This window comes from Shewanella acanthi, assembly GCF_019457475.1.
Lineage (GTDB): Bacteria > Pseudomonadota > Gammaproteobacteria > Enterobacterales > Shewanellaceae > Shewanella > Shewanella acanthi.
Genome location: NZ_CP080413.1, coordinates 977389 through 990121, shown reverse-complemented (window position 1 = coordinate 990121; position 12733 = coordinate 977389). Strand labels below are relative to the sequence as shown.

Here is a 12733-nt window from a genome sequence, read left to right as displayed (position 1 = left end):
TTAGTGGCGGCTCAAAAAGCCACCCAATCAAGATTCATTGTTTAAGGCTTACCGTTATTGAATGAACGATTCACCGTATTCCATTGGCTCAAGCTTATGGAAGCTCGCAATCGACTGGCCGATATCGGCAAAGCTATGACGACGACCGAGCGAACCGGCTTTAAGACCGGCACCGTAGGCCAGTACTGGCACGTATTCACGGGTATGATCTGTACCTTCCCACGTTGGGTCACAGCCATGATCTGCGGTTAAAATCAGCAGGTCATCTTCATCGAGCAGCGCAAGGATTTCAGGTAAACGACTATCGAAATACTCAAGGCCTTTAGCATAACCTGCGACATCGCGACGGTGACCATAGTGGGAGTCGAAATCCACAAAGTTAGTGAAGACGATAGTGTTCTCACCCGCCGCTTTCACTTCCTCTAGGGTTGCGTCGAATAAATCCGCTAAACCGTTTGCCTTCACCTTTTTGGTAATACCGCAATAAGCGTAAATATCGGCAATCTTACCTACGCTAACCACTTCACCGCCGGCCTCTTTCATTTTATCCAGAACCGTCTTCGCTGGTGGCTCAAGTGAATAATCCTTACGATTACCGGTACGGGCAAAATCACTGGCGTTAGTACCGTCGAAGGGGCGCGCAATCACGCGACCAATGTTGTACGGCTCTAATTCTTCACGGGCGATTTCACACAGACGATAGAGATTCTCTAAACCGAAAGTGCCTTCGTGGCAGGCAATTTGGAAAACCGAGTCTGCTGATGTGTAGAAAATCGGCTGACCGGTACGCATATGTTCTTCACCCAATTCCTCAAGAATTGTAGTACCAGATGCGTGGCAGTTACCTAAAAAGCCATCAAGTTCTGCACGGGCTAAAATTTTGTCAGTCAGTTCTTTAGGGAAAGAATTATGGTGTTCGCTGAAATACCCCCAGTCGAACAAAACAGGCACTCCGGCCATTTCCCAGTGACCGCTTGGGGTATCTTTGCCAGAGCTTAACTCTTGGGCGTAACCATAGGCGCCCATTAAATCAACGTTATCGCTAAAACCTGGCGCAAAGGCGCCCGTGCTTTCCATTGCCGCATGGGCTAACCCAAGACGCGCCAAATTTGGTAACTTTAACGGACCTTCACGGCCGATATCGGCCTTACCTTCAGCACATGCCTTGGCGATATGCCCAAAGGTGTCAGAACCCACATCCCCGAACTTGGCAGCATCACTCGCAGCACCGACGCCGAAGGAATCTAACATCATAATTACTGTACGTTTCATTCTAAATCCTTAAAGATCCGCCGCGCGGATATAAGCGTAGATCTCAGGTGTTTTTTCTGGAGCGGTTTCACCGATGTGAATCGCATTCTTAACGGCTTTTTCTGCTTCTGCGAAGGCCGTTTCGGATTGGGCATGGATCATCGCAATTGGCGTATGACTATCAATCTTATCGCCAAGGGCACAAACTTGGGTCAGACCCACGCTGTAGTCGAGTGAATCGCCGGGTTTACGGCGACCACCACCTAAAGACACCACAGCAAGCCCGAGCTCTCGAGTATCCATGCTGAAGGCATAGCCCGCTTTATCGGCAAACACCGGACGGATAATTTGCGACTCTGGTAAGTATTTAGTGTAGTTTTCGACAAAATCGATAGGGCCACCGAGACCTGCAACCATCTTGGCAAAAATCTCTGCCGCGCGGCCGTTATCCAGCACATGGCTTAACTTTTGACGCGCCTGCGCTTCATCAGACGCTAAACCACCAAGGAGTAACATCTCAGCGCACAACCCCATAGTGACTGCATATAAACGAGGGTTACGGTAAGCGCCCGTTAGGAAGTCGATGGCTTCTTTCACTTCTACTGCATTACCCGCACAAGATGCTAGCACTTGGTTCATGTCGGTCAGTAATGCTGTGGTTTTAGTGCCTGCACCGTTTGCCACTGCGGCGATACTACGGGCTAATTCTTCGGAAGCTTCGTAGGTTGGCATAAAGGCGCCGCTACCGACCTTCACATCCATCGCTAAGGCATCGAGGCTACAGGCTAATTTTTTAGAAAGAATCGAGGCAGTGATCAGGGAAATCGATTCGACTGTCGCAGTATTGTCACGGATTGAATAGAAGCGCTTATCGGCAGGCACCAAATCCCCCGTTTGACCAATAATAGCAACACCCACTTCTTTAACGACTTTACGGAAGAGTTCGCTCGAAGGCTCGGTTTGATAACCTGGAATCGCATCAAATTTATCAAGTGTGCCGCCGGTATGGCCAAGGCCACGGCCTGAAATCATCGGCACATAACCACCGCAAGCGGCGATCATTGGGCCAAGCATCAGACTGATTACATCACCCACACCACCGGTGCTGTGCTTATCGACAATCGGACCATTAAGGTTTAACGCGTCCCAATTGAGCACTGTACCCGAATCGCGCATAGCTGTGGTCAACGCAATCCTTTCGTCCATATTCATGTCATTGAAGTATACCGCCATCCCAAGGGCTGCAATTTGCCCTTCGGAAACCGCCTGGGTGGTGATACCGTTAACAAAGAACTGAATCTCTTCAGTTGTTAAGGCTAACCCATTGCGTTTCTTACGAATAATTTCTTGAGCTAGAAACATGATACTGCCTCCAAGATAAGCACTTAAACAGGCCGCACTTATCTTTGAAATGAACCATCAAAGTCAGAATAAAATTTAATGCCAATAATGCGTTGATGCTTCAAATAGAATTAAGTCAAACTTAATGGCATCAATTGACGCCATTAAGCGATAACCAACAAAATTGCTGATTAATAACCTTGAGCAGGTTTGGGCGCGTCAGCCAGTTCAAGGGTGTGTAACAGGCTGTTTAGTAGGCTTGAAGCACCGAATCTGAAGGTACGAGGGCTAACCCAATCGGCGCCCAAAATACGCTCAGCAACACCTAAAAACTCAGCGGCTTGAGCAGCATCACGTACGCCACCCGCTGGCTTAAAGCCCACTTTGGTGTTCTTTTCGCTAATCACAGTCAGCATAATTTCAGCCGCTTCAATCGTTGCGTTAACAGGCACTTTACCTGTAGACGTCTTGATAAAGTCAGCACCCGCATCGATAGACAGCTCAGATGCACGGCGGATTAAAGCAGGGTCTGCTAGAACACCTGACTCGATAATCACTTTTAGTAATACATCGCCACAGGCTTCTTTACAGGCCTTGACTAGCTCAAAACCGACTGTTTCATTGCCTTCCATCAGGGCGCGGTATGGGAACACTACGTCAACTTCATCTGCGCCATATGCAACCGCTGCACGGGTTTCTAACACCGCGATAGCGATATCATCATTACCGTGTGGGAAGTTAGTCACGGTAGCAATTTGAACATCGTCTGCCCCTAATTCTTCTAGGGTTTTGCGAGCAATGGGAATAAAACGGGGATAAATGCAGATGGCAGCGGTATTGCCAGCGGGAGTTACTGCTTTGTGGCATAGGTCGATCACTTTCTGATCGGTATCGTCATCATTTAATGTGGTTAAATCCATTAATTCGATGGCGCGTTGTGCTGCCTTTTTTAAATCAGTCATAATAGCTCTCCAAAAAACAAACAAATAAATTCAATCGCTTAACTGCAGCGCTTAGAGGTGGCATTATTGTGATTATTTTTATATGGCCGGGCCTTCGGGCGGTGCCAAGTAACTTGTGTAGGGCAAATTACAAATTCTAGGTATTCAATCCAATCTATGCCTTGCATAGACATCCTGACACTTAACTAAAAGTGACCACGACTTGAATCCTTGAAGACCGGAAAGAGGATACTGTTAACTTCTAGTTCCTACTTTTCCGCGAAAAATCCGTTTTAACGCGAGAAAAACATAAACCTTTATATAAGTGCACCGCAAAGTTCGGGTGAATTTAGATAAAGATTCCTGAACTCAAAAAATAGGGAGCCGCGACTGGCGGCTCCACTTAACTACAACGAGTAATTAGAACTTATAAGTAGCAGACAGGTAGTGTGACCAACCTGTTGATTCTAAACCAACGATACCGCCTTTATCTTCTAACAGATAAACGTCTTTGAAGCCTTTCAGGCCGTAACCCAGAGCGTAGCGGTCAGAGTGCCAGTATAGACCGAAGAAGATGTTACCGCCGTTTGATGTCTTTGGAACAAACAGGTCATCAGTCGCATCTGCACCGAACTGCCAATCTAAGTAACCTTGGAATGACAGGAAGCTCTTGTTGTCGAAGAAGTAGAAAGGCTTGAACCAGTTTGCAGAGAATTGGTAACCATTCCACTCTTTAGCGTTCATGTCGTAGTAACCGTAAAGGTTCATGCCCGTTTTGCCTAACCAAGGTACGTTTACGTCAGCGCCCACACCCCAGAAAGTAGAGTTAACGCCTTCACCGTTCAAACCGTCCCAGTTGAACAAAGTAGAGAAGTAAACTTCTTGAACTGGACCGAAAGATAAATCTTTGCCAGTTAATGCATCGATAGAAACACGTGGAGCAAACTTCATGAATAGTTTGCTCGTGCCAGAACCTGGGTTCTTGTCACCATCTTTAGTGTTTTCGTTAGCTAAGTTGAATACGTCAACATAACCATAGAGATCGAAAACACCAGAACGGCCACCGAACTCCATTTCTAAGTAGTTATGCTGGTCACCAGAAGCTGGGTTATCTGGCTTTTCACCAATTGAGTACATGGCGTTGAATTGCATCCACTTATAATCAGTGCCGTGGAGATCGGTACGATCTGCAGCGAACGCATTGCCAGACATTGCAGCGATAGCAGTTGCAGCTAAAGCATAAGATTTTACGTTTTTCATCATCAACCCCATTTTTTTATTGTTGCTACCATCTAGGGTAGCGTTCTTTATTGTGTCCGCATTCTAACGCGATAAAAAATTTTCTCAATAATTTAAGGCAAAAATGAAAACACTAAATTCATTTATATGAACAAAATCATAACTTGGAAAAGCGATTACATCAGTTAATCGCGCATCCAGTGCTAACAGGAAAGCACCATCATTAAAGTTTAGTTGTAATTTAAATGATGCAATCACAGTGAAGCGTATTGCTGGAAACAATAGTTGAGTTAACTTAGGCCCCGCCCCTGCTGAGTCGGGACCTCATTGGCGGGGAATATTCCCCTTGCTTGTCAGTCTTAGATAGCTAAGAACAGGCCTGCAATTGTTGCGCTCATTAAATTAGCTAAAGAGCCGGCAATAACGGCACGGATACCTAATTTAGCTAAGTCATGGCGACGGTTTGGCGCCATAGCACCTAAACCACCCAGCAGAATCGCAATAGACGATAAGTTTGCGAAACCACACAGTGCGAACGAAATAATCGCTTTAGTTCTGTCGCTCATTGCCAGACCAGTTTCAGCAACCACCATACCGCCATCGGCGATGTCTTTCAGGTATGGAGCAAAGTTCAGGTAAGCAACAAATTCGTTAACGACGATTTTTTGACCGATGAAAGAACCCGCTACCAGCGCTTCGTTCCAAGGTACACCGATTAAGAATGCTAAAGGCATGAAGATGTAGCCCAGGATCAGTTCAAGGGTTAAACCTTCAACACCGAACCAGCCACCTACACCACCAATGATGCCGTTGATCATGGCGATTAAACCAACGAAAGCTAACAGCATTGCACCTACGTTTAGTGCTAAATGCATACCAGATGAAGCACCCGCTGCTGCAGCGTCTAATACGTTAGCTGGCTTATCAGGATCTTCTGGTAACTCTTCCATATCGTTTTTAGCAACGTCAGTTTCTGGGTGCATCAGCTTGGCCATTAACAGACCACCTGGTGCCGCCATGAAAGATGCCGCAACTAAGTATTCGATAGGTACACCCATCTGCGCGTAACCAGCCAGTACAGAACCAGCAATAGAGGCAAGACCACCTACCATGATCGCAAACAGTTCTGATTGAGTCATAGTTGGAATGAACGGACGAACCACTAATGGCGCTTCTGTTTGACCTACGAAGATGTTTGCAGTAGCAGACATAGACTCAGTACGGCTAGTACCTAGGGCTTTTTGCAGACCACCACCTATGATACGGATAATCCACTGCATTACGCCTAAGTAGTAAAGCACTGCAATCAGAGACGAGAAGAACACGATAACTGGAAGAACGTTTACCGCGAAGATAAAGCCCAGTTTGAAGTTGGCCAGATCACCAAATAGAAAGCCAATACCGTTTTGGGCATAGCCAATTACACTTGATACGGCATCAGACACGCTTTTCAGAATGTCTTTACCTACTGGAACCCACAGTACAAAACCACCGAAGGCAGCTTGAATTGCTAAAGCGCCACCCACTGTACGGACACTAATTGCTTTCTTGTTATTAGATAGGAGGAAACCTATCCCAAGTAGGACGACCACCCCTACTAAGCTCATCAATATATTCATCAACCATCACCCTATATTGTTAACACTTTTTTGTTTTGTTGTTAATCAACCTATTTCCGAGTCAAATTATACCCGATGAATAGTTGAAAATCGTCGTTTCGATCAAAATTTTAGAGATTAATTTCAACACCTTAGTGTAAAATGCTATTGCGACATACACCTGTTTAACGCTAAGTATTTAAAGGTTAAACAGTTGCACCGCATTCAAGACCAAGTGTTCTGATATTAGAACACTAGATTTTTTTTGCAAAGTCGCCATTTTGTCTAAAAAAAGCACAGCATTCGCGGGCTGATTGCGGGTTTCGGCAACATTAATTGGGGTCATGGAGGGAGAATCAGTCTCAAGTAGGAAACTGTTCAGGGGGAGTTCAGCAATGGTTTTAAGTAGCTTTTTGGCATTAGGATTCATGATGAGTCCACCAATACCGAGCTTAAAACCGAGTTTAAGGTATTCTTGAGCAGTTTCTGGACTACCAGAAAAAGCATGAATAACGCCACCGCGCGATAAATTGTGGCGCTTCAACAATGCAATGATTTCAGTGTGGGCTTTAACACTGTGGACAATTACCGGTAAGTTAACTTCTTTAGCAAGAATGAGTTGCGATTCGAAAACAGCAACTTGTCTATCCCAGTTTTCACTATGGCGTTTATCAAGCCCGCATTCGCCAATCGCGACAAAACGATGATTTCCTTTAGCAAGTTCAACCTGTTCACGTAAATCGGTTAATGCTTTTTTACACTCCTTGGGGATGAACCAAGGATGAATTCCTAGGGCAAAGTAATGTTGGTATTGTGCGGCAACTGCAAGTTGCTTGGCCCAATGTGCAGGGGAAACGCCTGGTATAATCAGATTTGTAATGCCTACCTGCTGCATACGTTCAACGACTTGATCACGGTCGGCATCAAATTCAGGAAAATCGATATGGGCGTGGGTATCTAGCATCTTGATTCCCTTTTTCAATCGCTAGTTTTTATTGGCCTCGCCTTTAGTGTCATTGGATAAAACGCGAGGAGAATGTTCAGCATTGGTAAAACTTAGCTTTGATACCTTAGAAGCCAGAGGTGGATCTTCTAACCTTGGCATACAGCAGCGCCGATTTTCGGGCGTCAGTCCCATCTTGTCACACCAGCGATTATAAGCTCCCCAACTACGGGTTATCCAGTTGAGCATATTGTCCCCTAACGTGTTTCAGCAGATACAAAAAAGGCGGTATCACACCGCCTTTTATTCTAGTCATCAAATTCTCTAGGATAAACCGAGATTTGATTAGTGCTCGCGGGTCTTCGCGAACTGGATATCTGGGTATCTTTCCATCGAAAGATTCAGGTTAACCATGGTCGGCGCAATATAGGTTAAGTTGTCACCACCATCGAGTGCCAAGTTAGCACTGCACTTACGGCGGAACTCCTCAAGCTTACGCTCATCTTTACAGTAAACCCAACGAGCGGTTGAAACGCTAATACCTTCGTAAATCGCTTCAACGTTATATTCACTCTTCAAGCGGCCAACGACTACTTCAAACTGCAGTACCCCTACGGCGCCCACGATTAAATCGTTCGAATCCAGCGGACGGAACACCTGCACCGCACCTTCTTCTGATAACTGTACTAAGCCCTTAAGCAATTGTTTTTGCTTAAGCGGATCGCGCAGACGAATTCGGCGGAACATTTCAGGCGCAAAGTTTGGCACGCCAGTGAAGCGGAATTTTTCACCCTGAGTAAAGGTGTCACCAATACGAATGGTGCCATGGTTATGCAATCCAATGATATCGCCCGGGTACGCAACTTCGGCGCGTTCACGGTCACCCGCCATAAAGGTTAAAGCATCGCTCACGTTCACATCTTTACCGATACGCACATGGTGCATCTTCATGCCCTGCTCATAGCGGCCTGAACAAACACGCATAAAGGCAACGCGGTCACGGTGTTTGGGATCCATGTTCGCTTGGATTTTGAACACAAAACCAGTGAATTTTTCTTCTTCAGGCAATACCACACGAGCATCACTCTCACGAGCCTGAGGTTTTGGTGCCCACTCAACAATACCGTCAAGGATATGATCGACACCAAAGTTACCTAATGCCGTACCGAAGAATACCGGCGTTAGTTCACCTTTTAGGAAGGCCTCATGGTCGAATTCATTCGATGCGCCACGCACCAATTCCATTTCTTCACGTAGATCGTCAGCATAGCTACCAATCGCTTTATCCAGCTCTGGATTATCGATGCCTTCAATCACGCGACGCTCTTGAATGGTGTGTCCCATACCGCTTTGGTAGAGCACTACTTCGTCACGCAGAATGTGGTAAACGCCCTTGAACTCTTTACCGCAGCCAATCGGCCAAGTAATCGGCGCACAGGCAATATTGAGTACGTCTTCAACTTCATCCATCAACTCGATTGGGTCGCGAATATCGCGGTCGAGTTTGTTCATGAAAGTCACGATCGGCGTATCACGCAGACGGGTTACTTCCATTAATTTGATGGTACGGTCTTCAACACCCTTTGCAGAGTCAATCACCATCAGACAAGAGTCTACGGCGGTCAGCGTACGGTAGGTATCTTCAGAAAAATCTTCGTGACCAGGAGTGTCGAGCAGGTTTACCAGAGCATTGCCATAGGGAAATTGCATAACAGAGGTCGTGATCGAAATACCACGGTCTTTTTCCATTTCCATCCAGTCAGACTTAGCGTGTTGACCCGATTTTTTACCCTTAACGGTTCCCGCCTTTTGCAATGCGTTTCCGAATAACAGTACTTTTTCGGTAATGGTGGTTTTACCCGCGTCGGGATGCGAAATAATCGCAAATGTGCGACGTTTATCGACCTCTACTTTATTGCCTGACATGTGAACCTATGTGCTCGTATCGCTAAAAAAGGCGCAAATTATAGCGCCTCAGTGTGGAATTGGCTAGGTAAAGCCCAAGATGCAACGCTCGGACTGGATTAACCTTAACTTAGTTTTAGTTGCTTGATTTTGCGACTTGGGATTGTTCAATCAAATCTTTGACTTTAGCTAATTCAACTCGAGCATATCTGTGCTCGACAAAATCATAGATATTCGTCGCAAGTGCTAAGCGGAAGTAATTAGCGGCATCCTGAAACTGCTTATTAGTGACCGCCATTTTGCCAAGATAAAAATACGCTTCACATAATCTTTCTGCATATTCTTTGGGATGGGTCAGGCCTAACTTGGCCGCTGCAAATACATCATCACGACTTTTTGTGCCGAGATAATAATCCACAATTACAGTTGACCAAGCATCGGCTTCAAGCGTTTTATGGTGCAGTGTTAGCTGACTCTTAGCTTCTTCAGCATTGTCCTTTGCCTGGATAAGATAAAGCCACAGCGCACGGTATCCGTCTTTGTTATCACCGGCATAAAACGCCTGCATATCTTTCACAGCCAGATCGGTGCGTCCACCATAATAAAGGGCAATACCGCGATTTAAATAGGCGTAATCATAATTGGGTGACAGTTCTAACACCCCATCAAAGGCCTCATAAGCACTGTCGTACTCACCTTCTTGAGTAAAATAAATACCTAAGAAATTATAGGCATCGGCTAAATCGGGTTGCAATTTTAACGCCTGCATGAAATCAATACGCGCCATTAGTCGTAAACCTACACTATCGTAGATAACACCTCGGTCGTAATGGAAGCGGGCTCTCTGCTCATTGGTCAGTTCAACCGCCGATAGAATCTCGTTGAGTTTGGCAAGCGTGACTTCCACTTTGTAGTCGGGCATCACTGGTGCTATCACCAATTTACCTTCAACATCATTGCGGTTGTCCAAGGGAGAGCCAGTGGTCGCACAACCAGCCAACATCAAGCTTGCTCCTGCCAGCACTGCAACAACAGCAGTTCTAATTTTCAGACTCATCCATTTCTACCTTATTTAGTTCCCGACTTACGCAGATGAATGTTCATCATAGCAATCCCACATAAGGACTGCTATTGACGAATAGCATTAAACACAACTTTATTAAATCTAAACAAACAAAAAGGAGATCAATTGATCTCCTTTTTCTATAGCAACTTACGTACTAGGCAAATTGTACCCAGAAGGTAAATTACTCTGCAGCAGGCTCTTTAGTTTGCGCTTCTTTAATTGACAGACGTACGCGACCTTGACGGTCCACTTCCATCACCTTAACGGTAACTTCTTGGTTCAGTTCAAGGTGGTCAGATACGTTTGCAACACGCTCATCGCTGATTTGCGAAATGTGCACTAAACCGTCTTTACCTGGCAGAATGTTAACAAAGGCACCGAAGTCAACGATACGGATAACTTTACCGTTGTAGATACGACCCACTTCAACTTCTGAGGTGATTTCTTCGATACGACGTATTGCTTCTTTGGTCGCTTCACCATTCGAAGAAGCAATCTTCACAGTACCGTCATCTTCCAGTTCGATAGTAGTGCCGGTTTCTTCAGTCAGTGCACGAATTACCGCGCCGCCTTTACCGATAACATCACGGATCTTCTCTGGGTTGATCTTGATAGTAGTGATACGTGGAGCGTGGTCAGAGATATCATCGCGGTGTGAACCAATCGCTTGATCCATCACGTTCAGGATATGTACACGTGCGCCGTAGGCTTGTTGCAGTGCAATTTCCATGATTTCTTTAGTGATACCTTCGATCTTGATATCCATTTGCAGTGCAGTCACACCGTCACGGGTACCCGCTACTTTGAAGTCCATATCACCTAAGTGGTCTTCGTCACCTAGGATGTCAGACAGAACAACAAAGTCATCACCTTCTTTTACTAGACCCATAGCGATACCCGCTACAGACGTCTTGATCGGTACACCCGCGTCCATCAGTGCTAGAGAAGTACCACACACTGAAGCCATAGAGCTTGAACCGTTTGATTCAGTGATTTCAGATACGACACGAACGCTGTACGGGAACTCTTCAGCCGTTGGCATAACCGCATTGATACCGCGCCATGCAAGCTTACCGTGACCGATTTCGCGGCGTTTTGGTGAGCCCACCATACCTGTTTCACCCACAGAGTATGGAGGGAAGTTGTAGTGCAGCATAAAGCGGTTAGTACGCTCACCCATGATGCTGTCGATCTTCTGTGCATCACGCTCAGTACCTAATGTACAAGTTACAAGCGCTTGGGTTTCGCCACGGGTGAACAGTGCACTACCGTGGGTACGTGGTAATACGCCAGCTAAAACGCTTAACGCACGAACCATATCTGGCTCACGACCGTCGATACGCGGCTCACCACGAATAATGCGGCCACGAACCACTTTCTTTTCTAAGCTACCAAGCAGGCCGTCAACTTCGCGTAAATCCACTTCTGGGTTAGTAGCCAGCAACGCTTCTTTAGCAGCAGCTTTAACCACAGCAACTTGAGCATAACGCTCTTGTTTAACTTGGATTTGGTACGCTTCAACAAAGCCTGCTTCAGCTAATTCTTTAACTTGAGCAACTAAGGCTTCATTCGCAACAGGTGCAGTCCAGTTCCACGCTGGTTTGCCTGCTTCTGCTTTGAATTCGTTGATGGCTTTGATCACAACTTGTTGTTGGTCATGGCCGTAAACCACTGAGCCTAACATCACTTCCTCAGGTAATGCTTGGGCTTCTGACTCAACCATCAATACTGCGCTTTCAGTACCAGCAACAACTAGGTTTAATTGGCTTGTCGCTAACTGATTAACAGTTGGGTTCAGCACATATTCGCCATTGATGTACCCCACACGAGCCGCACCTAATGGACCGCTAAATGGGATACCCGAAATGGCTAGCGCAGCCGAAGTACCAATCATCGAAATAACATCTGGCTCGATTTGTGGATCGACAGACACTACAGTGATGATCACTTGAACTTCGTTTGTGAAACCATTAGGGAAAAGAGGACGAATTGGACGGTCGATCAGACGAGCGATTAATGTTTCATCTTCTGAAGGACGGCCTTCACGCTTAAAGAAACCACCAGGAATTTTACCCGCTGCGTAGCTCTTTTCTTGATAGTTAACAGTCAGAGGGAAAAAATCACGGCCCGCTTCTGCTTCTTTTTTACCAACAACGGTAACTAACACTGTCGTGTCACCCATGCTGGCTAAAACGGCAGCGTCTGCTTGACGTGCGATTACACCTGTTTCCAGGGTGACTGTATGTTGACCATACTCAAAACTCTTTACAATTGGATTCACGTGACCCATTCCTTAATTAATAACCTTGAATTACGCGCGTAAGTATACTGCAATTATCGACGATAGATAAAGAGTAGTTCGTGATGACAAAGATCTATCTTTGTCACTAAAGTGGTTATGTGAACAAAGAGTTATCGCTATACTTTAAAAGACGGTATTACCACTGAA

At 45.8% G+C, this 12733-nt stretch carries 10 protein-coding genes; all 10 read right to left on the bottom strand.

What is annotated here, in order from left to right:
- Positions 1-54: 54 nt before the first annotated feature.
- Positions 55-1272: a phosphopentomutase gene (locus tag K0H61_RS04410; protein ID WP_220051544.1), complete on the bottom strand. Its 1218-nt coding sequence runs from the start codon at positions 1270-1272 to the stop codon at positions 55-57.
- Positions 1273-1281: 9 nt separating this feature from the next.
- Positions 1282-2613 carry a thymidine phosphorylase gene (gene deoA / locus K0H61_RS04405; RefSeq protein WP_220051543.1) on the bottom strand — a complete coding sequence of 444 codons (1332 nt, stop codon included), beginning with the start codon at positions 2611-2613 and terminating at the stop codon, positions 1282-1284.
- Between the two features lie 170 nt (positions 2614-2783).
- The gene (gene deoC / locus K0H61_RS04400) at positions 2784-3554 is read right to left on the bottom strand and encodes a deoxyribose-phosphate aldolase (RefSeq protein ID WP_220051542.1); all 771 of its coding nucleotides are present in this window, start codon (positions 3552-3554) and stop codon (positions 2784-2786) included.
- Between the two features lie 399 nt (positions 3555-3953).
- Positions 3954-4793 carry a nucleoside-specific channel-forming Tsx family protein gene (locus K0H61_RS04395; RefSeq protein WP_220051541.1) on the bottom strand — a complete coding sequence of 280 codons (840 nt, stop codon included), beginning with the start codon at positions 4791-4793 and terminating at the stop codon, positions 3954-3956.
- A gap of 338 nt (positions 4794-5131) precedes the next feature.
- Positions 5132-6391 carry a NupC/NupG family nucleoside CNT transporter gene (locus K0H61_RS04390; protein WP_220051540.1) on the bottom strand — a complete coding sequence of 420 codons (1260 nt, stop codon included), beginning with the start codon at positions 6389-6391 and terminating at the stop codon, positions 5132-5134.
- 178 nt (positions 6392-6569) lie between these two features.
- Complete coding sequence (locus K0H61_RS04385; RefSeq protein ID WP_220051539.1) at positions 6570-7334, bottom strand: TatD family hydrolase; 765 nt, start codon at positions 7332-7334, stop codon at positions 6570-6572.
- A 21-nt stretch (positions 7335-7355) separates the two neighbouring features.
- Positions 7356-7562, bottom strand: coding sequence for a DUF5363 family protein (locus K0H61_RS17905; protein WP_350355037.1), 207 nt, complete (start codon positions 7560-7562; stop codon positions 7356-7358).
- A gap of 96 nt (positions 7563-7658) precedes the next feature.
- Positions 7659-9239: a peptide chain release factor 3 gene (gene prfC, locus K0H61_RS04380; protein ID WP_220051538.1), complete on the bottom strand. Its 1581-nt coding sequence runs from the start codon at positions 9237-9239 to the stop codon at positions 7659-7661.
- A gap of 115 nt (positions 9240-9354) precedes the next feature.
- A complete protein-coding gene (nlpI, locus tag K0H61_RS04375) occupies positions 9355-10275 on the bottom strand; it encodes a lipoprotein NlpI (RefSeq protein ID WP_220051537.1) in 921 nt (306 codons plus the stop codon).
- A 190-nt stretch (positions 10276-10465) separates the two neighbouring features.
- Positions 10466-12565 carry a polyribonucleotide nucleotidyltransferase gene (gene pnp, locus K0H61_RS04370; protein WP_220051536.1) on the bottom strand — a complete coding sequence of 700 codons (2100 nt, stop codon included), beginning with the start codon at positions 12563-12565 and terminating at the stop codon, positions 10466-10468.
- Positions 12566-12733: the final 168 nt, after the last annotated feature.